We start from the raw sequence: 21,059 nt of genomic DNA on the forward strand, positions 1-21,059 counted from the left end.
ACAGGCCGTCCGATAGAAGCCAAAATTCGGTTTAACGCGTCCCCATCGTCTAGAGGCCTAGGACATCACCCTTTCACGGTGGCGACCGGGGTTCGAATCCCCGTGGGGACGCCAGCTTCAAACAGACAGCCCTGACCTCGGTCGGGGCTGTTTGTTTATGGGCCTACGCCACCACCTTCGCCATGCCCACCGAGCGCGGCGCGGTCACGCTGAAACCGAACTGCGCATACAGCCGGTGCGCCTGGCCATCGGCGATCAGGCTCACATAGGCACCTTGGGCATTGGCGTGCAGCCAGGCATCGAGCTCGGCCATCACCGCCTTGCCCAGGCCCTGACCCTGGCGGTCCGGGACCACGGCGATATCCACCACCTGCAGGAAGCAGCCGCCGTCGCCGATGAGCCGCCCCATCGCCAGCAACCGGTCGCCCTCGCGCAGGCTCACACCGAAGACCGTGTTGGGCAGGCCACGCGCCGCCGCATCGGCCGTTTTCGGACTCAGGCCGGCCAGCACCCGCAGCGCGCGGTATTCCTCCACGCTCGGCGCCAGGGGAATGCAATGAACACCAGCAGGCAGCAACATGAGACCGGTCCGGCAATGAATGGACGCTCAGCATGCCCGAACGTATTCGCAGCATGTGCGACCCACCGGCCTATCCTGTCCCCCTACCCACCCTGTTACGCCGCCATGTGCTATTCCGCCCAGATCCGCGCCGATTACACCAAGCTGGTCCGTGAGTACGGTGCCATGCTGTCCCTGGACGAGTTCGCCCAGCTGTATGCCCATGACGCCGGCAAGCAACGCCCGAAAACCCCCAAGGCGATGGACGATGGCTTCGCCGGCGCGCGCACCGCGCAGGGCCAGGAGATCGTGGCGCGGATACAGCAATGGCATGCCGAGGAGATGCAGGCGCTGGATGAGGAGGTGCGCCTGCAGAGCGCCCGGCTGAAGGCGGCCGAAGAACACCTGGCCGCCCGTCCCACGCAGAAGGCGCGCAATGAACTGCGCGTGGCTGGCAACCGGATTGAACGTGCGCAGACGCGCCTGTCCGATCTGCAGCGTGCCGGCCTGGTACCGCGCGACAGCCGCATTTTCCCCGGCGTCTACGCGCCGGTGATCGTGTCCGAGCAGGGCCAGCGCGTGATCAAGCCAATGCGCTACCAATGCCGGCTGCCGGACAAGCCCGTGCGCAACGACGTGCTGTATCCGGGCACCTACAACGCGCGCCGCGACAGCCTGGAGGCGTACTGGAAATCCGCGTTCGGCCACCAGCATGGCGTGGTGGTGGTGCAATCGTTCTACGAGCACGTGCCGCGGCATGCCCTGGAACAGCGGCGGCTGTCGCCGGGCGAGAAAGCCGAGAACGTGGTGCTGGAATTCAGCCCGCAGCCACCGCGCGATCTGTTGATCGCCTGCCTGTGGTCGGCGTGGGAAGGACCGGAAGGCCGCCTGCTGTCGTTTGCCGCGATCACCGACGCGCCACCGGCCGATGTGGCACGCACCGGCCACGACCGTTGCATCGTGCCGATCCGGCGCGAACATCTGGATGCCTGGTTGAACCCGGACCCCCGCGACCTCGCTGCGCTGTACCGGATCCTGGACGATCGCGAGCCGGTAACACTGGCGCACGCCGAAGCGGCGTGAGCGCTGCTCAGCCGGCGACCGAATCGCCTATCCGTGCCCGCCCCAGCGCGGCATTCAACTCGGCCGTCAGGTAGGGCTTGGTCAGGATGATGCCTGCCCGGAAGGCCTCGGGCAGATGCTCGGTCGCCATGCCGGTGGCCAGCACGAAGGGAATCTGGCGCGCGGCCAACGCCGCAGCAACCGCTTCACTGGTTTCATTGTTGGCCAGGCGGTAATCCAGCAGCACCACGTGTGGCTGGGTCTCGCCGAGCAGCCGCAGCGCCTCGGATACCGACGCCGCCAGCCCCACCACCACCGCGCCAGACTGCACCAACTGCATCTGCAGCAGGGCGGCACTCATTTCGTCGTTCTCCACCACCAGCACCCGAAGATCCTGCAGCGCGCTCATGACGACTCCCTGTATGGTTCAGCGCGATGAGTATAGCGTCCTGCGTAGGTGAAACCCTGACAGGAACTTAAGCATTCAGGTCTGCACAAATGCCGACATCTTGTATACACTACGCGGCCAGCCAGCCGAAGTGGCGGAATCGGTAGACGCAGCGGACTCAAAATCCGCCGCCCTTAAAAGCGTGTGGGTTCGAGTCCCACCTTCGGCACCATGGAAAACCAGAACGCCCCGGATCGACGGATCCGGGGCGTTTTTTCATTCTGCTCGGCAGCGCCGCGACCGTTACCCGGCCGGCTCGATCGGAGGCAGGGTATGTGGCGGGATCGGGGGAACCGGCGGCACGGACGGGGCCACCGTTTCTTCGCGCCACAGCAGCGCCAGCCGGCAGTCCCCTGCTTTTCGCCGGCACATCGCCTCGGCCTTGCGCTGAGCAGCGGCATCATCCTGTGCGGACAGGGCAACACCCATGGCACCCGTGCCCGTATACAGCGCCGAGTAACCGCCTTCCGACGTGCTGGCCACAGTGCTGCAGTTGGGTGAGCGCTGCGCGCAATACCCCAGCGCCTGTTGCATGGCCGTGCTGACGCTGCGGTTGTTCATCGAATAGCCGTAGGCACCGGTGTCGGCGTCGTAAAACACCGCCGACGCCGCGCCCGCAGTGCAAGGCAGGGCCATCCCCATGACCAGCAGCATGCTCAACCGTGGTGCAATCCGCATTGTGATACTCCGACCTGTCCTTGGAAGATCGAGTATCCCAAAGCCGCGCGCCGTATGCATCCCGCACGGCAGTCAGACCAGACGCAATGCGGGCTGGCCAGTAGTGGGATTGAGGTGCACCGAGCGATGCGTGCCCGCCCCCGCCACCCGGAACGCCGCCACCGTCTGCAGCAACTGGGTGGACTGCTCTTCCATGCTGCGGGCCGCCGCGGAGGCCTCTTCGACCAGCGCGGCATTCTGCTGGGTGCTCTCGTCGATGTGCTCGACCACCTGGTTGATCTGCTCGATGCCCTCGCTCTGCTGCTGGGCCGCCGCGCTGATGTCGGCCATGAGATCGCTCACGCGTTTCACGCTGACCACGATCTCGTCCATGGTGCGGCCCGCGCTTTCGACCTGGCGCGTGCCCGCCCCGACCTTCTCCACCGAGTCGCCGATCAGCTGCTTGATCTCCTTGGCGGCTTCGGCAGAACGCTGCGACAGCGAGCGGATTTCCGAGGCGACCACCGCAAAGCCGCGGCCATGCTCGCCGGCACGGGCCGCTTCGACGGCGGCATTGAGGGCCAGGATATTGGTCTGGAACGCGATACCGTCGATCACGCCGATGATGTCGACGATGCGCCGCGAGGAGTCATTGATCAGCGACATGGTGGAGACCACCTCCTGCACCACGTGGCCACCCTGCGCCGCCACCTCGACCGCGCCACCGGCCAGCTCATTGGCCTGGCGGGCGTTGTCCGCGGTGCGCCGCACGGTTGCGGTCAGCCCCTTCATCGAGACGGCGGTCTCCTCCAGCGAGGCCGCCTGCTGCTCGGTGCGCACGGACAGGTCGCTGTTGCCTTCGGCGATCTCGCTGGCACCCACGGCGATGGTGTCGGCCGCCAGCTTGATCTGGGTGATGATGCCGGCCATCGCTTCGACCAGCGCATTGATGCCCTCGCACAACTCGGCGATCGGGCCGGTCTTGTCCTGGGTGGCGATATGGCCGGTCAGATCGCCACCCTGCGCGGCCGCCACCACTTCACGCGTCTGCGCGACGGCCTGCTGCAGCGCCAGGGAGTCACGCACCTGGGCCGTGATGTCGGTAGCGTACTTGACCACCTTGAACGGCCGTCCGTTCATATCGTAGATCGGGTTGTACGAAGCTTGGATCCAGACCTCGCGCCCGCCCTTTCCCATGCGCTTGTACTGGCCGGCATCGTACTCGCCGCGGCCGAGCTTTGCCCAGAACGCACGGTATTGCGCGCTCTCGCGATACGCCGGTTCGGCAAACATCGCATGGTGCTGCCCGCGCACCTCCTCCAGTGCATAGCCCATGGCAGCGAGGAAGTTCTCGTTGGCGGCCAGGATGCGGCCCTCGAGGTCGAACTCGATCACGGCCTGCGATGTGTTGATCGCGGCGAGCTGGCCGGCAAAGTCGGCCGCCTGCAATTTCTGCGCGGTGATGTCGGTCGCGAACTTGACGACCTTGTACGGTCGTCCGTTGCTGTCGAACACCGGGTTGTAGGACGCCTGGATCCAGATCTCGCGTCCACCCTTGCCGATCCGCCGGTACTGGCCGGCGTCGAACTCACCGCGGCCCAGGTTGGCCCAGAAGTCCCGGTACTCCCCGCTCTTCGCATACTCGGCATCCACGAACATGGCGTGGTGCCTGCCCTGGATCTCCTCCAGCGTGTAGCCCAGTGTCTGCAGGAAATTGTCGTTGGCATGCACGATGGTGCCATCGAGGTGGAACTCGATGACGGCCTGGACTCTATGCAGCGCCTTGATCTGCTCTTCGAGCTCGGCCTGCCGTTGCAGCGCGGCCGATGCCGCGCTGCCATGGGCCGCGCGACGGGAAACGAACCATGCCGTGAGCGTTCGCCACAACGACCCGGCGTCGGCGTCGGCGTCGCTGGCGCGACCTGGCACATGCGTGTGCAAGCCTGAAGTAATCATCGTTAGACCTCGGTGTCCGGTTAGCGAATAGGTCAGCGCCGGGCGGTGGCCCGGTGGCGGTATTCCGTTGGCTGGGACTCACGAAGATCGTCAGTGGGGATGACGCAACTTCGATGGGCTTCAAACACCGGGCGGGCCGGCGAACATGAACCATTTAAAAAAGGTGTACGGCCAGATATCCACGTGAGCAGACGGGCAGCAACTGCGAGTCATATAACGGCGGAGATTCTGAAACCTTTAGGGCGACCATCGGGCCGGCGCCGCGCAGGGCCGGCCGTGCTCATTCGCCACTTTCGCTCGCATCCAGGGCGTCGAGGGGATCCACGGCCCCGAGCGCGTCGGCCTCCACCTGGACGTTGTCGCGTCCCATCGCTTTGGCCCGGTAGCACTGTGCATCGGCCGCGGCGACCGCGTCATCCACGCTCATGCCCCCGAACAATGGCGCGATGCCGATGCTGGCACCCACACTCAACCGCCGCTGGTCCCAGGGGATCGACAACCCCCGCATCGCCTCGAGCAGATCGCTGGCGATGCGGCGGGCACGCTTGAGCGAACAGCCGGCCAGGATCACCGCGAACTCGTCGCCCCCCAAGCGCGCCACGATGTCCGAATCGCGCACGCCGTGCCGCAGCACGCTGGCCACCGCCCACAGCACGGCATCGCCGGCCAGATGGCCATGGGTATCGTTGACCGGCTTGAAGTGGTCCAGGTCGATATACATCAACGAGGCCGACTGCCCGGTCCGCGCGACCCGGGTGATGGCCTGCTGCAGGTGCGCTTCGAAGCCGCGCCGGTTGCTCAGCTCGGTCAGCGGATCGATTTCGGCCAGATGCCGGGCTTCACGCTGGCGCGCACGCTGCTGGGTGACGTCACGGATCACCCAGACCGCGCCGGTGGTCTGGCCGTTTTCATCGCGCAGCCAGGCGCGGGTCAGGTCGACCGGCAGCAGATGCGCCCCCACTGACAACAGCAGGTCCGAATGCAGGTCGACCGCATTGCTGTCCGGGTCGAGCAGCACGGCCACATCCAGCGGGGAGCGCGGCGCGTATTCGGTCGTGAGCTCCATCACCTCCTGCAGCTGGCTGCCCGCCAGGGCCCCAGCGCCCTCCCCGGCCAGCGCGCGGGTGGCCGCGGCGTTGGCGTACTGGATGCCGCCGTGCAGGTCCAGGGTCAGCACCATGTCGGCCACCGCATCCAACGTGACGCGGGTGCGCTGCTCGGATTCGCGAAGTTGCTGGCCGCTGAGCCGCTGGGCGGTCACGTCCTGGATCTGCGAAACGAAATGCAGCGGCTCGCCATTTTCCGTGCGCACCAGCGACACCGACAGCCGCCCCCAGACCAGGTTGCCGGCCTTGCCCAGGTAACGCTTCTCCATGTGGTAATGCTCGCGGCGCCCGGCCAGCAGGTCGCCGAGCAGGGCCAGATCGGTATGCAGATCGTCCGGATGCGTCAGCGTCTGGAAATCGATCTGCAGCAGTTCGGCACGGGTGTAGCCGAGGATGCCGCACAGCGAATCGTTGACGTCCAGCCAGCGCCCTTCCAGCGATACCAGGGCCATGCCCAGCGCCGCCGAGGAGAACGCGCCGGCGAACTTCTCCGCCGCGACGAAGGCCTGCTCGCGCACCTGCAGCAGGGGCGTAAGGTCAACCGCCATGCCGACGTAGCCGATCCGGTTGCCGCCGGCGCAGTCCAGCGGGCTGATCGACAGGCGCACCTGGCGCCGCTCGCCGTCCTTGCGCAGGAAGGTCCACTGGTGCGACCAGGTGCCCTGCGCGGCGCGCGCGGTCAGCGCTTCGAAAATGGTCGGCATGCGCCCATCCGCATCGAGCTGCGGCTGCAGGTAGGCGCGCATCTCATCCGGATCGTGGAACAGCCCCGGGTTGACCCGGCCGATCACTTCATCGGGGCGGTAACCGAGCAGCTTCTGCGCACCGGTGTTGAACAGATTGACCACCCCATCGACATCGGTGGCGATCACCGCCACCTCATCAGACGCATCCACCACCGCCTGCAGGCGCTGGCGCATGTTGGCCGCCTCCTGGCGGGCCTGCTGCAGTTCGGTGACGTCGGCGTGGGCACCGGCCATCCACAGCGGGCGGCCCTGCGCATCGCGCTCGTAGACGCGGCCACGGTCCTGCACCCAGATCCAGTGGCCCTGTTTGTGGCGCATCCGGCACAGGCTGTCGTAATGCGGCGAGCGACCTTCCAGATGATCCTCCAGCAGCGCATTGGACTGGGCCAGATCGTCGGGATGCACCAGCTTGAAGAATGTCTCCGGCGTGATCGGCGCAAGTTCCTCGCGCGTATAGCCGACGATCTCCGCCCAGCGCTCGTTGACCCGCATCTGATTGCCCGGGATGTCCCAGTCCCAGGTGCCCGCCGCGGTGCCTTCGATGATCATTTCCAGCCGATGCCGCTGCTCGGCCATGTCGCGCAGCGCGGCGGCCGCATCAAGGGGGGCGTCCGGTTGCCGGCTCATGCGTGCGCTCCGGTCCGACACGCCGCGCACAGCCCTGCGCCAGCGCGGTGATCGGCGCTGCGGCCCGCCCGGTTGCCCGGTCCTGCCTGGTCGTCTGTCATCTGGGCTCCCCGCCGTCCACCCACCCTACGGGCATTCAAGGGGAAGTGTGCGTAAACGCGCGTCAAACCAGAAGTGCCCCCGGCCACCGGGACCCCGGGAAACGCCAAAAGCCGCCCGAAGGCGGCCCCTGGCAGGCACCAACAGCGCTGTCAGCCGCCGCGCTTGGCCCGGGCGAAGGCGTCTGCCAGCGCGTTGTTGGCCGGCGGTGCGGCGCTGCCCGGGCGCGGCCCGGGCGGGTTGCCACGACCGCCACCGCGCGGACCATTGCCCGCCCCGCCGTCACGGCGGCCACCCCCGGCCGGGCGCGCATCGCGCTCACCGGGAGCCTTGGCCGGGGCGGGAGTGTCATCCAGGCGGCGGGTCAGCGCGATGCGCTTGCGCGCCACGTCCACCTCCAGCACCTTCACCTTGACGATGTCACCGGCCTTGACCACGTCACGCGGGTCCTTGACGTAGGTATCGGACAGCGCGGAGATGTGGATCAGTCCATCCTGGTGCACCCCGATATCCACGAAGGCACCGAACGCGGCCACGTTGCTGACCACGCCTTCCAGGATCATGCCGACCTTGAGGTCTTTCAGCTCCTCGACCCCGTCGGCGAAACGGGCCGCCTTGAACTCCGGGCGGGGATCGCGGCCGGGTTTTTCCAGCTCCTTGAGGATGTCGCGCACGGTCGGCACACCGAAGGTGGCGTCGGTGAACTGCTCCGCCTTGAGCCCGCGCAGGAAGCTGCCGTCGCCAATCAGTGCCTTGATCGGGCGTGCGGTGGCGGCCACGATGCGCTCCACCACGGGGTAGGCTTCCGGGTGCACCGAGGAGGCATCCAGCGGCTGGTCGCCATCGGCGATGCGCAGGAAGCCGGCGCACTGCTCGAAGGTTTTCTCGCCCAGGCGCGGCACCTTGAGCAGGTCCTTGCGGCGCTTGAACGGGCCGTTGTCGTCGCGATGCCGCACGATGTTCTCGGCCACGGTGGACGACAGCCCCGACACGCGCGACAGCAGCGCCGCCGAGGCGGTGTTGACGTGCACGCCGACCGCGTTGACGCAGTCCTCCACGCGCGCATCCAGCGCACGCGCCAGCCGGTACTGGTCCACGTCGTGCTGGTACTGGCCCACACCGATCGCCTTGGGCTCGATCTTGACCAGCTCGGCCAGCGGATCCTGCAGGCGGCGCGCGATCGATACCGCACCGCGGATCGACACGTCCAGGTTCGGGAACTCCTTGGCCGCGAATTCCGACGCCGAGTAGACGGATGCGCCGGCTTCGCTGACCACGATCTTCTGCAGCTTGGTGTCGCCCAGCGCCTTGATCACGTCACCGGCCAGCTTGTCGGTCTCGCGGCTGGCGGTGCCATTGCCGATCGCGATCAGTTCCACGTTGTGCTGCACGCACAGCTGCTTGATCGTGTGCAGCGACTGGTCCCACTGGCGGCGCGGCTCGTGCGGGTAGATGGTGTCGGTGGCGACCAGCTTGCCGGTGGCATCGACCACCGCGATCTTGCAGCCGGTGCGGATCCCCGGGTCCAGGCCGAGCACAGCCTTGGGGCCGGCCGGGGCCGACAGCAGCAGATCCTTGAGGTTGTCGCCGAAGACCGAGATGGCTTCGGCCTCGGCCTTTTCGCGCGCCTGGTTGAACAGGTCCAGCAGCAGGTGCATGTGCAGCTTGGCGCGCCAGGTCAGGCGGCAGGCGTCCAGCAGCCAGCGATCACCGGGGCGGCCGGCATCACGGATCCCCGCGTTGTGCGCGACACGGCCTTCGGCATACAGATTGCCGGCCTCGGCATCGCTGCCCGGGTCCAGTTCCAGGAACAGGATTTCCTCGCGGCGCGCGCGGAACAGTGCCAGCAAGCGGTGGGACGGAATCTTCGCCAGCGACTCGGCGTGTTCAAAGTAATCGCGGTACTTGGCGCCCTGCTCTTCCTTGCCCTCGGCGACACGTGCGCGGATCACGCCGTTCTCGCCCAGCCAGGTGCGCAGCTCGCCGACCAGCGCGGCATCTTCGCCCCAACGCTCCATCAGGATCGCGCGCGCACCTTCCAGGGCCGCCTTGACGTCGGCCACGCCCTTGTCGCTATCGACGAAGGTCGCGCCAAACACCTGCGGGTCCAGGCCCGGATCGGCCAGCAGGCCATCGGCGAGCGGCTCCAGGCCGGCTTCGCGCGCGATCTGGGCACGGGTGCGGCGCTTGGGCTTGTACGGCAGGTACAGATCTTCCAGGCGCGACTTGGTGTCCGCGCCGAGGATCTCGTTACGCAGTTCGTCGCTGAGCTTGCCCTGTTCGTCGATGCTGGACAGCACCGCGGCGCGGCGGTCTTCCAGCTCACGCAGGTAGGTCAGGCGCGTTTCGAGGTTGCGCAGCTGGGTATCGTCCAGGCCGCCGGTGACTTCCTTGCGGTAGCGGGCGATGAACGGAACGCTGGCGCCTTCGTCCAACAGGGCGATGGCGGCGAGGGCCTGGGCGGTCTGGGCACCGATCTCATCGGCGATGGTCTGGGCGATCTGCTGCGCGAGCTTGATGTCAGGCATTGCTTCCGGCCGGAGCCGCTTTTGCGGAAAGAACCCATTCTGGCGATGCGCGGCGGCGGGGGAAAGCCGTTGACAGGCCGGGCCGAACCTGTCGCCCCGCGGCGATGACCCTACGAGGGGTCCTGCGTTCACGCCGGCATCCTGCGTGGGGCTGGGATGCCGGCGCGGGCGCCCGTGACAACCGGGCACCTCTGCGGTGTGACTGGCTTACCGGTAATGCACGGCCGCGCGTTGGTGGACGATCTCGTCCTGCATCGACTCCAACGCCATCACCCGCACCTTGCCCACACCCTGCAGTTCCATGAACCGCTCGGTGTAGATCTCCGGACCCAGTTCGGTATCGGCCTGGGACTTGCTGAAACCATGGGGCACCAGGCCCTTGTCGCCATCCTTGCTACCACCGACATAAAGAACGATTGCCATGTGATGTATTCCTCCAGAAAAACGTTTGCTCATACAGCGCTGCAAGCTTACCCCGGTAAACCTGACTGGTTCGTCATGCAGGCTAATAACGTTTTTTTGCATGCAGATGACGTCGCGTTGTCGACGTTTTTCTTACATGGATTTAACGCTGAGATAACGTCACTGCGGATCACGAATGGATGGCCACCAGCCCCGCCCCTGCAGCGCATAGACATCGGCCGCGCGCTCGAACGGATTGCGCGCGCTCACCCCACCGCACAGCAGGTACACGGGCAGATAGAGCGGCCCCAACACCAGATACTGGTAGACGTGCGCCCGCTCATGGTCGTGCAGGCCGATCACCGGTTCGGTGGCGTGGCCGGCCTGATGCGCATACGTCCGGCACGGCACATCCAGCACCGGCCCGGTGTGCAGGATGACGTTGCCCAGTGTGATCGCTCCGCCCGGGCCCCACGGAAATTCGCGGAACACGATCGCGCAGTCGCGCCCGTTCCATGACGGGCGCGCACCGGCCAGCATGCCGGCGGTGCCGGCGGCCAGGCCGATCAGGGTGTTGGGTGAGGTCCACAGCGCCCCGAGCACCTGCAGCGCGCGCAGCAGCACCGGTGACAGGCTCAATCGGCCTCGTTGGGGATCAACAGCCACAGGATCAGATAGATCAGAATGCCCGGGAAGGCCGCCGAGCCGATCGAGATCAGCACGAACAGCACCCGTACCAGGGTGACGTTCCAGCCGTAGCGATGCGCGATACCGCCCATCACCCCGGCGATCATGCGGTCGTTGAGCGAACGGGACAGCGGGCGCGTCGGTGTGTTCATGCACGGGGTCTCGAGCCGGTAGGTGCCGACTCTAGCGCGAACCGTGTCTACGGGGCGCGTTGGCGCAGGGCCTTCAGGCGCGCGCCGAACCACACCGCTGCGGTCTGTTCGGGCTGGCCCGGGCAGGCGATCCGGTAGGGCTTGCCGCTCATGCTGCTCTGGCTGGCGGCACGTTCGATGAACTGCTCGGCCGTGTCGACCTTGTCCTTCTTGAGCAGGTAGTCGTACTTGCGCTGCAGATGGGCCCGCGCCTCGGCCGCATCGTGCCAGCTGCCATTGCGCTGGAAGCGGCAACTGGAGCCATCCAGCGCGCCGATCAGGCCGGCGATCTCGCGGCGCGCGGTGTCGGTCGGGGCGGCCAGCGCCACGCTGGGGGCGATGAGGGCCAGTGCGAGCAGGGCTCGGGTGCGATGGGTCATGCGGAACGTTCCTTCAACCAATCGTTGATTGTACCGGGGACCTCGCGCTGGGCCCGCCCGGAGACATAGATACCGATGTGGCCACCGCGGAAACTGCTCTCGGTGTAATCCGTGCTGCCGATCCGGCTGCGCAACGCACGTGACGCATCCGGCGGGACCAGATGGTCCTGCTCGGCATAGATGTTCAACACCGGCAACGTGACCTGCTGGAGGTCGACGGTGTCCTCGCCGATGCGCACGCCGTCGTGCATCAGGCCATTGCCCTGGTAGAACTGCTTGATGAAGTCACGGAAGGCTTCGCCGGCGAGATCGGGCGAGTCGAAGATCCACTTCTCCATGCGCAGGAAATCCTCCAGCGCATCCTTGTCGTCCAGGATGTCCAGCAAACCCACGTATTTCTGCACGTTGAGGCGGAACGGCTTGAGCATCAGGTAGCTGGCGTTCATCAAGTCGGCCGGGATGTTGCCCAGCGTGTCCACCAGCAGGTCCACGTCCACCTGGCGCGCCCAGTGCGAGAGCATGTTGTCCGGCGTATGGAAATCGACCGGGGTGACCATCGTGATCAGGTTGGCCAGCTTGGCCTGGCGCAGCGCCGCATAGCACAGCGCGAACACGCCGCCCTGGCAGATGCCGAGCATGTTGATCGGCTCGCCGCCGTTGTGCGCCTGCAGGTGATCCACCGCGCCATCCACGAAGCGCAGCAGGTAATCCTCCAGCGTCTGATAGCGCTCGGAGCGGTCCGGGTAGCCCCAGTCCAGCACGTAGACATCGTGACCCAGTGCCAGCAGTTTCTGCACCAGCGAGCGGTCGGTCTGCAGATCCACCATGTACGGCCGGTTGACCAGCGCATAGACGATCAGCAGTGGTGTGGCATGCAGCGGCGGCTCGCTGCCGACGAAGCGGTACAGCGTGACCTTGCCGTCGCGCCAGACCTCCTCGCGGGTGGTCGCGCCGTAATCGACATCGTCCACCGAGGGCAGCAGCTTCAGCCCGTCCATCAGCTTGCGCTGCATGGCCAGGGTTTCCTGCAGAAGATCTTCGGCGTTGAAGCCCAGGGGGCCCTTCATACGCTGCGCTTCCTTGGCTTGGTCGGCTTGGTCGGCTTGGTCGGCGTGGTGGCGGGCTTGGTGACCTTGGTGACCTTGGTGACCTTGGAGGGCTTGGCGGTGGCCTTGGCCGGCCTGGAAGCGCGGGTTGTGCGCTGGCTCGCGGCGGCGGGTTTCACTGCGGGCTTGCGCGCCTTGGCCGCACTGGCAGGTGCCGCACCCGCGCCGGCGGCCATGCGCCGCACCAGCCGCTCCAGCTCGGCGATCCGCCGATGCGCCGCGTCCATTTCGGTGCGTGTCGGCAGCCCGAAGCTCTCGGTCAACCGTTCGATTTCCTGCTGGGTGGCCGCGCGCAGCCGCATCTGGGCGTTGCCCAGCGCGGCGTAGACCGCCTGGAACGGCTCGGACAGCGCGACCTTCGCGTACGCCTCTTCGGCCGCGTCGATCCACAGATCGAACATCGCCCGCGCACTGGTCAGCTGGTTGCCGGGCTGTTCGTGTTCGGCCAGGCGCTGCTCGAACAGGGTGAACGCATCGTCCAGCGCCTGCTTGATCTGATCCACGTAGTCGCGCGAGTGCGCCTGGTAGTCCTGCTGGGCCCGCAGCAGCGCCTGCCAGCGCGCCTGGTGCTCGCGGCCGGGACCAAACGCCGGGCTCTGCAGCCACGGGCCAAGCTGGCGCTGCAGGGTTTCCAGCAGCTGCAGCAGATCCGGCCCCTCGGCATGGGTGTGCCCACGCGCGCCTTGCAGCATCCACTGCAGCAGCCCGTCGCCCTGGCCCAGCACTGCCGTACGCCACGCCTGCGCGACTTCCGCACTGGTGGTGTCGCGGCCGGCGAACTGCGCAGCCACCTGCTGCATGGTGCCGTACCAGCCACCGGCCTGCTCACGGAAACGGTGCACGGCTTCATCGGCCGGGCCGCTGGCGGCGTTGGGCATCATCTGCGCCCACCAGTCGATCGCCTGCTGCCAGTTGCCCTGCCCCTCGGGGCCGGCGGTATGGCCGGGCGGTGCCGCAGCATGCCGCAGGGCATCGCCCCAGGCACTGAAATACTGCCGCGCCAGGGCCTCTACATCGCCTGCGCCGCTGCCGCTGCCCGCCGTGGTCATGACCGTCCTCCCGTCTCGGGAAACGATGATAGCAATGCCGCGCTGCCCTGCCTCACGGCTTGGGGATGCGCAGGGTCTTGCTGATCATCAGCGAGCCGGACAGCGCGAACAGCAGCACCAGCGGGTGCAGCTGCCACGGGCCCAGCTGCCACTGGCCCAGCCACAGGTCCGCGCCGGTCGCCCCGACGCTGGCCGCCACGGCCAGCACCACCACCAGCGCCAGGCTGGTCGGGATCGGGGTGCCCTCGAAGTACGGCACCTTGTCGCCCTCGCCGGCCAGTGCTTCGGCGGTCACGTTGTAGCGGGCCAGGCGGCTGACGCCGCAGCAGACGAAGTAGCTCAGCACGAGCCAGTCCCAGCCGCCCTGCATGCCGCAGGCGTAGGCCAGCGCGGCCGGGGCGACACCGAAGGAAATGATGTCCGACAGCGAATCCAGCTCACGGCCCAGCGTGGAGCTGGACTTGCGCCAGCGCGCGATGCGCCCGTCCAGCGCATCGAAAATGAAGGCCAAGGGGATCAGGGCCATGCCGAACAGCAGATAGCTGCGCTCGCCATCCTGCAGATACCGCATGGCGGCAAAGACCGCCCCGGTGCCACAGAACGCGTTGGCCAAGGTGAACCAGTCAGCCAGGTGGAACTCGCGCAACATCGAGAAGTGACGTTTCATGAAGGATCAGGTGGCGGCAATCGCAAGAGAGTACCGCGAGCGGCCCGCGCCGGGACAGCGTTCCCTACGCCACCGTACTTCCGCTTGCCGCGCCGTTCACGCCAGCACGACCTGCGGTGAATTTTTGGCCACCCATCTTGACAGCGAGTACCGGCGGGGGCCGGCGGGGCTTATCCACAAACTTGCCCACGAGTCATCCACACCCCCTGTGGACAACTCGATCTCAATAGACGCGACGCTGGTGATTTCTTGATCACCGATCCTCATTGCCGCGGCGCGATCCCGCTTCACACGCGCGCCCATCGGTGCCATCCGTGGGCTAAGCTGGTGGATGGACTCCGCCGCCGCCAGGTCCTGCCGCCCACCGACAGGAGTCTTGCGCGTGCTTTCCCCCGACCATCTGGCCGCCCAGCTGCGCCACCCGCACGGTGAGCACGCGCTCGTCGTGGCCGAATCGATGAACCGCAGCAACGGCGACCTCAACCGGGCCGCCATCGCCCTACTGTCAGTGACCCCGGGCGAGCAGGTCCTGGAGATCGGCCCGGGCAATGCAGCCTTCGCACCCGATCTGTTGCGTACACCGCACAGCCGCTATGTGGGCGTCGATGTTTCAGCGGCGATGGTCGAGGCGGGCACTGCGGTGCTGGCCATGCATGGGCTGCAGGATCGTGCCGAGGTCCACCTGGGCGATGCCCACGCCCTGCCCCTGGATTCGGCCTGCATCGATGCGGCGCTGGCAGTGAACACGCTGTACTTCTGGGACGAACTGAAATTCCCGTTCGCCGAGCTGGCCCGCGTGCTGCGGCCCGGCGGCCGGCTCTGCCTGGCCTTTGGCGACGCCGCTTTCATGCGCACGCTGCCGTTCACTGCGCATGGGTTCCACCTGCACGAGCTGGCCGAGGTCGAGCAGGCCCTGCGCAGCGCTGGGTTGACCGTACAAGGCTGGCGCGCCCATCACGAAACCGGGCACAGCAACGATGGGCGCGAGCTGACCAAGCACTTCCATCTGCTGCTGGCCCGCCGGTAGTAGCGGCCGTTGGCCGGCCCTACAGCCGGGTGTAACTCCAGGACTGCATGGCGCCATCGCGGTAGGGCATCACGCCATGGAAGGCGCGCGGTTCGTCGTCGAAGACCAGCGGCAGGAAGCTGCGGTCGCCTTCCCACAGCGGCAGGCTGTCGATCTTGTCCACGTCCACCCACTCCAGCGTACCCTCCGGATTGGAGGTCAGCGGCGTGCCGGTGAAGTCATCGATGACGAACACGAAGCCGAACCAGTCCTCGCCGTTCCTGCCGAAACCCGGCCAGCTGATCGTGCCGCGCAGGCGCATGGTGCCGCACTCGATGCCGGCCTCTTCGCGGATCTCGCGGCGCATGCAGGCGGCGGCGTCTTCATCGCGCTCCATCTTGCCGCCCAGGCCGTTGTACTTGCCCAGGTGCAGGTCACCGGGCCGGGCGTTGCGGTGGATCATCAGCACTTGCTTGCCGTCGGCGGACAGCACGTAGCCAAGGGTGGCCACGATGGGGGTATAGGGCATTTCGCACAGGCTCTGGAACACAGACCCCCGATTATGCGCGATCCGCCCGCGGCCGGCTCAGGGCACCACGCTGGTGCGGCGCGCGTCGGCCGGTGCCGCCACCGCGCCATCGCGGTGCAGCGTGGCCACGCCGTGGCCGCGCTCGGCCAGGTATTCCAGCCATTTGCCGAGGAAGGTGTTCATCCGCATGCGGTGGCTGATCAGTTCGGCCGGCGGCGGGTACATGCCCATCACGTCCTGCCAGCGGCGACCGACGTAGCAATGCGTGGTCTCGGCCTGGCGGGCGTCACGGTACAGGCGCACATAGGCCGAAGGATCCGGCTGCCCGGTGACCGGGTCGGCGAAGTCGTAGGTCAGGCGCAGCTCGACCGTATAGCGGTGGCACTCGATCACGTCCAGGCGCACATCGAGCCCATCGCCGATCGAGGAGACGTAGCTGCCGGGCATCAGCTCGGACGGTGCGAACAGGCGCACCAGGTGCTGGTAATTCTCGGCGTACAGGCCCATCAGCCAGCTCAGGCGGCTGAGCCGGGGGATGCGTTCGATACGGGGCGATGCCTGGGCCATGGGTCGATCCTACACGTTGATCTCCCAACGTGGGGGCGGCACCGGCCCGGCCAAAGGGGCGGCCCGCAGCCGGTTCACGGACGCAGGGTAGTCCCGGCCCCGGACGAAGGAAGAGCCCCCTTGTTGTTCAAGGGGGCGCGCCGGATCAGTACATCTCGCGCTGCAGCCCCAGCGTGCCCAGCACCTTGCTCGAGATTTCCTCGATCGAGGTATGGGTGGTGCTCAACGTCGGGATCCGCTCCATCCGGAACATGGTCTCGGCGGCGGCGACCTCGCGGCGGCAGGTCTCCAGATTCGCGTAGCGCGAGTTCGGGCGGCGCTCCTGACGGATCTGTTGCAGGCGGTCCGGGTCGATGGTCAGACCAAACAGCTTTTTGCGGTACGGGCGCAGGCGCGGCGGCAGGCGGTCCTGCTCCAGATCCTCATCCGTCAGCGGGTAATTGGCCGCGCGGACCCCGTAATGCAGGGCCAGGTAGATGCAGGTCGGGGTCTTGCCAGCCCGGGACACGGCGACCAGGATCACGTCGGCATCGTCGTAATTGATGGCGATGCCATCGTCATGGGTCAGCGCGAAGTTCATCGCGTTGATGCGGCGGTGGTAGGTCTCGAAGTCGACCATGCCGTGGGCCTGGCCGACCCGGGAGTGGCGGTTGACCGCCAGTTCGCGCTCCAGCGGCTCGATGAAGGGGGCGAACACGTCCAGCATCAACCCGCCACTTTCGGCCAGGATGATGCTCAGCCCGCTGTCCACGCAGGAACTGACCACAATGGGCCGAACCTGGTATCGCTCACCCGCTGCACGGATCCTTTCACAGGCTTCCCGCGCTTTTTCCGGATCATCGATGAACGACATCCGGTCGGTGATGAAGCTGAACCCGGAGAACTGGGTCAGGAGGCTATGCCCAATGGTTTCAGCGGTGATACCGGTTCCATCGGACACGTAGAACACCGGACGGATCGTCGACATACGGCTTTTACCCCCTCCGAAGCTTAAAAAGGCCGTCGATACAAGCTTGTGCCGACAGCGGTCTGCCCGGCATCATATCGGCTTCTTCCTACGGACGTGGCCATCCAGCCCGCCTCGGGCGATGGCCAAACGGAGCATCGCGCTTGAACGAGAACATCCTGTGGTTGCACGAACTGCGCCTGGCCGACCTGGCCCGCGTAGGCGGCAAGAATTCGTCGCTTGGCGAAATGATCGGCAATCTTGCCGGTCTGGGGGTGTCTGTCCCCGGCGGTTACGCAACCACCTCTGAAGCCTTCAAGGACTTCATCGCCCACAACGATCTGTCCAAGCGCATCTTCGACAAGCTGGCCACGCTGGACGTGGAAGATGTCGGTGCCCTGACCGTGGCCGGCAAGGAGATCCGCGGCTGGGTGATCGATGCCCCGCTGCATCCGGCACTGGACCAGGACATCCGCACTGCCTATGCCAAGCTCTGCAGCGAAAACGGCGGCGGTGACGTGGCCGTTGCGGTGCGCTCTTCGGCCACCGCCGAAGATCTGCCCGATGCGTCCTTCGCCGGCCAGCAGGAGACCTTCCTCAACGTGACCGGCGCCGACGATGTCGTGCTCAAGGTCAAGGAAGTGTTCGCCTCGCTGTACAACGACCGCGCGATTGCCTACCGCGTCCACCACGGCTTCAAGCACGAGGACGTGTTCCTGTCGGCGGGCGTGCAGCTGATGGTGCGCTCGGGCGTGGGGTCCTCCGGCGTGCTGTTCACCCTGGACACCGAGTCCGGCTTCCGCGACGTGGTGTTCGTCACCTCCTCGTTCGGCCTGGGCGAAATGGTCGTGCAGGGTGCGGTCAACCCCGACGAGTTCTACGTCTACAAGCCCACCCTGAGCGCGGGCAAGCCGGCGATCCTGCGCCGCTCGCTCGGCAGCAAGGCGATCCGCATGGTGTATTCGGATGTCCCCGGTGAGCGCGTGCGCATCGAAGACACCCCGGCCGAGCTGCGCAACACCTTCTCCATCAGCGACGAGGACGTGCAGGAACTGTCCAAGCAGGCGCTGGTGATCGAAAAGCATTACGGCCGCCCGATGGATATCGAGTGGGCCAAGGACGGTGTCAGCGGCAAGCTGTTCATCGTGCAGGCGCGTCCGGAGACCGTGAAGTCGCGTGGCCATGCCACCCAGATCGAACGCTTCGCACTGAATCAGAAGGACGGCAAGGTGCTGGCCGAAGGCCGCGCCGTCGGTGCCAAGATCGGTGCCGGTACCGCCCGCGTGGTGCGCACCCTGGAGGACATGGCCCGCGTGCAGCCCGGCGACGTGCTGATCGCCGACATGACCGATCCCGATTGGGAGCCGGTGATGAAGCGCGCCTCGGCCATCGTGACCAACCGTGGCGGCCGTACCTGCCACGCGGCGATCATCGCGCGTGAGCTGGGCGTGCCGGCCGTGGTCGGCTCGGGCAACGCCACCCAGCTGATCCAGGATGGCCAGGAAGTGACCGTCAGCTGCGCCGAGGGTGACACCGGCTTCATCTACGACGGGATCCTGGAGTTCGAGCGCACCACCACGGATCTGGGCAACATGCCGCCGGCGCCGCTGAAGATCATGATGAACGTGGCCAACCCGGAACGTGCCTTCGATTTCGGCCAGCTGCCGAACGCCGGCATCGGCCTGGCCCGTCTGGAAATGATCATCGCCAGCCACATCGGCATCCACCCCAACGCGCTGCTGGAGTACGACCGCCAGGACGCGGCGACCAAGAAGAAGATCGACGAGAAGATCGCCGGTTACGCGGATCCGGTCAGCTTCTACGTCGGTCGTCTGGCCGAAGGCATCGCCACGTTGACCGCCTCGGTCGCCCCGAACCCGGTGATCGTGCGCCTGTCGGACTTCAAGTCCAACGAGTACGCCAACCTGATCGGCGGTACGAACTACGAGCCGCACGAAGAGAACCCGATGATCGGCTTCCGCGGCGCCAGCCGTTACGTCGATCCGAGCTTCTCGGCCGCCTTCGCCCTGGAATGCCAGGCCGTGCTGCGCGTGCGCAACGAGATGGGCCTGGACAACCTGTGGGTCATGATCCCGTTCGTGCGCACTCTGGAAGAAGGCCGCAAGGTCGTCGAAGTGCTCGAACAGAACGGCCTCAAGCAGGGCGAAAACGGCCTGAAGATCATCATGATGTGCGAAGTGCCGTCCAACGCACTGCTCGCCGATGAGTTCCTGGAGATCTTCGACGGCTTCTCGATCGGCTCCAACGACCTGACCCAGCTGACCCTGGGCCTGGACCGCGATTCCTCGATCGTCGCGCACCTGTTCGACGAGCGGAACCCGGCGGTGAAGAAGCTGCTGTCGATGGCGATCAAGTCCGCGCGCGCCAAGGGCAAGTACGTCGGCATCTGCGGCCAGGGCCCGTCCGATCACCCGGACCTGGCCGAATGGCTGATGCAGGAAGGGATCGAGTCGGTATCGCTGAACCCGGATACCGTGGTGGATACCTGGCTGCGTCTGGCCAAGCTCAAAGCCAAGGGGTGATCCTTTTGGCAATGTGATGAACAACAGAACCCCGCTCAGGCGGGGTTTTGTTGTTCAGCGTGGCACTACCGTCAGGCTTCAGCGGGCTCGACCACCTCGGCCGCCGGGTAGTCGGTGAATCCTTCCGCCCCACCCCCGAAGAACGTCGCTTTGTCCGACGGGTTCAACGGCAGGCCCTGCTGCAGCCGCTCCGGCAGGTCCGGGTTGGCGATGAACGGACGGCCGAAGGCGATCAGGTCGGCCCAGCCCTTCGCCAGGGCCTCTTCCGCGCGTTCCACCGTGTACTTGCCGGCGTAGATCAGCGTGCCGCGGTAGATCATGCGCAGCGCTTCCTTGAAGGCCACCGGCATCACCGGGGCGTCTTCCCAGTCGGCTTCGGCGATATGCAGGTAGCCCACCCCGATCGCATCGAGCAGATGCGCAGCGGCCAGGTAGGTCGCCTGCGGCGTGTCGTCCACCGCGCCCTGCAGCGTGGTCAGCGGCGCCAGACGCACGCCGACGCGCTCGGCACCGATCTCCTCGGCCACCGCCTCGGTCACCTCGCGCAGGAAGCGCAGGCGGTTCTGCAGCGAGCCACCGTAGGCATCGGTGCGCTGATTGGCCTGGGAATCGATGAACTGGTTGATCAGATACCCGTTGGCACCGTGCAGTTCGATGCCATCGAAGCCTGCCGCGATCGCATTGCGCGCGGCGGCCGCGTAGTCGCGCACGATCCCGGCGATCTCGTCGATGGCCAGTGCCCGCGGCATCGAGTGCTGCACCATCTCGCCGACGCCGCTCAGCGGGCCACGGCCCTCGGGATCGACGAACACCTTGACGCCGTCGGCCAGCAGCGCTGACGAGGATACCGGGGCGGCGCCGCCCGGCTGCAGGGCCACATGCGAAACGCGGCCGACGTGCCAGAGCTGGGCGACGATGCGCCCACCGGCAGCGTGCACGGCATCGGTGACGCCGCGCCAGCCGGCCACCTGGGCCTCGTCGTGGATGCCCGGTGTCCAGGCGTAGCCCTGGCCCTGCTGGCTGATCTGGGTGCCTTCGCTGACGATCAGGCCGGCCGAGGCCCGCTGGGCGTAGTACTCGGCCATCAGCGGCGTCGCCACGTTGCCCTCCCCGGCCCGCGAGCGGGTCATCGGCGGCATCACGATACGGTTGGGCAGCGCCAGGGCGCCGCGGGTATAGGGGGAGAACAGCATGGGAA

The 21,059-nt window shown here is 66.7% G+C and carries 20 protein-coding genes and 2 tRNA genes; 5 read left to right on the forward strand and 17 right to left on the reverse strand.

Going from position 1 to position 21,059, the window contains the following annotated elements; all coding sequences use genetic code 11:
• Nucleotides 1-38 precede the first annotated feature (38 nt).
• Nucleotides 39-114, forward strand: a tRNA-Glu gene (locus AC1DIQ_RS00005).
• 49 nt (nt 115-163) lie between these two features.
• Here AC1DIQ_RS00005 and AC1DIQ_RS00010 read toward each other — a convergent pair.
• Nucleotides 164-580 (reverse strand): GNAT family N-acetyltransferase, encoded by a 417-nt coding sequence (locus AC1DIQ_RS00010; RefSeq protein WP_121037158.1) that lies wholly within the window; start codon nt 578-580, stop codon nt 164-166.
• A 105-nt stretch (nt 581-685) separates the two neighbouring features.
• Between AC1DIQ_RS00010 and AC1DIQ_RS00015 the strand changes: the two genes are divergently transcribed.
• Entirely contained in the window at nt 686-1,642 is a 957-nt protein-coding gene (locus tag AC1DIQ_RS00015; protein ID WP_478049211.1) for an SOS response-associated peptidase family protein, read from the forward strand.
• 7 nt (nt 1,643-1,649) lie between these two features.
• Here the strand turns inward: AC1DIQ_RS00015 and AC1DIQ_RS00020 are convergent, their stop codons facing one another.
• Nucleotides 1,650-2,030 carry a response regulator gene (locus AC1DIQ_RS00020; RefSeq protein WP_121037162.1) on the reverse strand — a complete coding sequence of 127 codons (381 nt, stop codon included), beginning with the start codon at nt 2,028-2,030 and terminating at the stop codon, nt 1,650-1,652.
• A gap of 124 nt (nt 2,031-2,154) precedes the next feature.
• On the opposite strand from AC1DIQ_RS00020, the gene AC1DIQ_RS00025 reads away from it, so the two are divergent.
• A tRNA-Leu gene (locus AC1DIQ_RS00025) sits at nt 2,155-2,241 on the forward strand.
• A 71-nt stretch (nt 2,242-2,312) separates the two neighbouring features.
• Here AC1DIQ_RS00025 and AC1DIQ_RS00030 read toward each other — a convergent pair.
• The 11 genes from AC1DIQ_RS00030 to AC1DIQ_RS00080 all read right to left on the reverse strand — a co-directional run bounded on the left by AC1DIQ_RS00030 (nt 2,313) and on the right by AC1DIQ_RS00080 (nt 14,270).
• Complete coding sequence (locus AC1DIQ_RS00030) at nt 2,313-2,723, reverse strand: DUF4189 domain-containing protein (protein ID WP_226956585.1); 411 nt, start codon at nt 2,721-2,723, stop codon at nt 2,313-2,315.
• Between the two features lie 96 nt (nt 2,724-2,819).
• Nucleotides 2,820-4,682, reverse strand: a complete 1,863-nt coding sequence (locus AC1DIQ_RS00035) for a methyl-accepting chemotaxis protein (RefSeq protein WP_478049212.1) — start codon at nt 4,680-4,682, stop codon at nt 2,820-2,822.
• Between the two features lie 280 nt (nt 4,683-4,962).
• On the reverse strand, nt 4,963-7,161 hold the full coding sequence (locus AC1DIQ_RS00040) for a PAS domain S-box protein (RefSeq protein WP_478049213.1): 2,199 nt from the start codon (nt 7,159-7,161) through the stop codon (nt 4,963-4,965).
• 251 nt (nt 7,162-7,412) lie between these two features.
• The gene (locus tag AC1DIQ_RS00045; RefSeq protein WP_152151247.1) at nt 7,413-9,788 is read right to left on the reverse strand and encodes a Tex family protein; all 2,376 of its coding nucleotides are present in this window, start codon (nt 9,786-9,788) and stop codon (nt 7,413-7,415) included.
• Between the two features lie 207 nt (nt 9,789-9,995).
• Nucleotides 9,996-10,211 carry a hypothetical protein gene (locus tag AC1DIQ_RS00050; RefSeq protein ID WP_121037322.1) on the reverse strand — a complete coding sequence of 72 codons (216 nt, stop codon included), beginning with the start codon at nt 10,209-10,211 and terminating at the stop codon, nt 9,996-9,998.
• Between the two features lie 159 nt (nt 10,212-10,370).
• Nucleotides 10,371-10,829: a hypothetical protein gene (locus tag AC1DIQ_RS00055; protein ID WP_183073656.1), complete on the reverse strand. Its 459-nt coding sequence runs from the start codon at nt 10,827-10,829 to the stop codon at nt 10,371-10,373.
• Nucleotides 10,826-11,029 (reverse strand): PspC domain-containing protein, encoded by a 204-nt coding sequence (locus tag AC1DIQ_RS00060; protein WP_350463229.1) that lies wholly within the window; start codon nt 11,027-11,029, stop codon nt 10,826-10,828. Before AC1DIQ_RS00060 ends, AC1DIQ_RS00055 begins: the two co-directional genes overlap by 4 nt.
• A gap of 47 nt (nt 11,030-11,076) precedes the next feature.
• Entirely contained in the window at nt 11,077-11,448 is a 372-nt protein-coding gene (locus AC1DIQ_RS00065) for a YfeK family protein (RefSeq protein ID WP_478049214.1), read from the reverse strand.
• Entirely contained in the window at nt 11,445-12,515 is a 1,071-nt protein-coding gene (gene phaC, locus AC1DIQ_RS00070) for a class III poly(R)-hydroxyalkanoic acid synthase subunit PhaC (protein WP_121037331.1), read from the reverse strand. The genes AC1DIQ_RS00065 and phaC overlap by 4 nt, the downstream gene beginning before the upstream one ends.
• Complete coding sequence (gene phaE / locus AC1DIQ_RS00075; protein ID WP_478049215.1) at nt 12,512-13,603, reverse strand: class III poly(R)-hydroxyalkanoic acid synthase subunit PhaE; 1,092 nt, start codon at nt 13,601-13,603, stop codon at nt 12,512-12,514. The genes phaC and phaE overlap by 4 nt, the downstream gene beginning before the upstream one ends.
• A gap of 52 nt (nt 13,604-13,655) precedes the next feature.
• Entirely contained in the window at nt 13,656-14,270 is a 615-nt protein-coding gene (locus AC1DIQ_RS00080; RefSeq protein ID WP_070474651.1) for a CDP-alcohol phosphatidyltransferase family protein, read from the reverse strand.
• A 376-nt stretch (nt 14,271-14,646) separates the two neighbouring features.
• On the opposite strand from AC1DIQ_RS00080, the gene AC1DIQ_RS00085 reads away from it, so the two are divergent.
• Nucleotides 14,647-15,297 (forward strand): class I SAM-dependent methyltransferase, encoded by a 651-nt coding sequence (locus AC1DIQ_RS00085; protein ID WP_226956577.1) that lies wholly within the window; start codon nt 14,647-14,649, stop codon nt 15,295-15,297.
• 19 nt (nt 15,298-15,316) lie between these two features.
• Here AC1DIQ_RS00085 and AC1DIQ_RS00090 read toward each other — a convergent pair whose 3' ends face one another.
• From AC1DIQ_RS00090 to ppsR, 3 genes are all read right to left on the reverse strand, one after another.
• Nucleotides 15,317-15,805: an NUDIX hydrolase gene (locus AC1DIQ_RS00090; protein ID WP_026069931.1), complete on the reverse strand. Its 489-nt coding sequence runs from the start codon at nt 15,803-15,805 to the stop codon at nt 15,317-15,319.
• 57 nt (nt 15,806-15,862) lie between these two features.
• Nucleotides 15,863-16,372, reverse strand: a complete 510-nt coding sequence (locus AC1DIQ_RS00095; RefSeq protein ID WP_121037347.1) for a DUF1249 domain-containing protein — start codon at nt 16,370-16,372, stop codon at nt 15,863-15,865.
• 145 nt (nt 16,373-16,517) lie between these two features.
• Entirely contained in the window at nt 16,518-17,339 is an 822-nt protein-coding gene (gene ppsR / locus AC1DIQ_RS00100; RefSeq protein WP_019184148.1) for a posphoenolpyruvate synthetase regulatory kinase/phosphorylase PpsR, read from the reverse strand.
• Between the two features lie 143 nt (nt 17,340-17,482).
• On the opposite strand from ppsR, the gene ppsA reads away from it, so the two are divergent.
• Nucleotides 17,483-19,861, forward strand: a complete 2,379-nt coding sequence (gene ppsA, locus AC1DIQ_RS00105) for a phosphoenolpyruvate synthase (RefSeq protein ID WP_478049216.1) — start codon at nt 17,483-17,485, stop codon at nt 19,859-19,861.
• Between the two features lie 71 nt (nt 19,862-19,932).
• Here the strand turns inward: ppsA and AC1DIQ_RS00110 are convergent, their stop codons facing one another.
• Entirely contained in the window at nt 19,933-21,054 is a 1,122-nt protein-coding gene (locus AC1DIQ_RS00110; protein WP_152151232.1) for an alkene reductase, read from the reverse strand.
• Between the last annotated feature and the right edge of the window lie 5 nt (nt 21,055-21,059).

Source organism: Stenotrophomonas sp. 05L413 (genome assembly GCF_056397945.1).